The 255-nt window shown below is 62.4% G+C and carries 1 pseudogene; it reads right to left on the reverse strand.

Annotation, left to right across the window (positions count from 1 at the left end):
- Positions 1-49: 49 nt before the first annotated feature.
- Positions 50-255 (reverse strand): annotated as a pseudogene (locus tag NQ018_RS11755) (IS6 family transposase); the annotation flags it as partial.

The following is a 255-nucleotide window of genomic DNA, read 5'->3' on the forward strand; positions in this document are numbered from 1 at the left end:
TGTTGCAAAGATTGGCGGCAGTCAGAGGTAGGCTGTCGCTCTGCGCCGATCAGGCGGCTGCTGCGAAATGGTGGTTGAGCATGCCCATGGCCTCCGTCAGCGCCGAGGGCCCAATGCCAAAAGCTCTCTCCACAAGGCGCACCTCGCCCCTGATGCCGGGCTGCAGGCACCAGGGGCGAGCCTGTCCTTTGCGCAGGGCTCGCATGACTTCGAATCCCTTGATCGTGGCATAGGCCGTGGGGATCGATTTGAAAC

The organism is Corynebacterium kozikiae (assembly GCF_024580965.1).
Taxonomy (GTDB): Bacteria; Actinomycetota; Actinomycetes; order Mycobacteriales; family Mycobacteriaceae; genus Corynebacterium; species Corynebacterium kozikiae.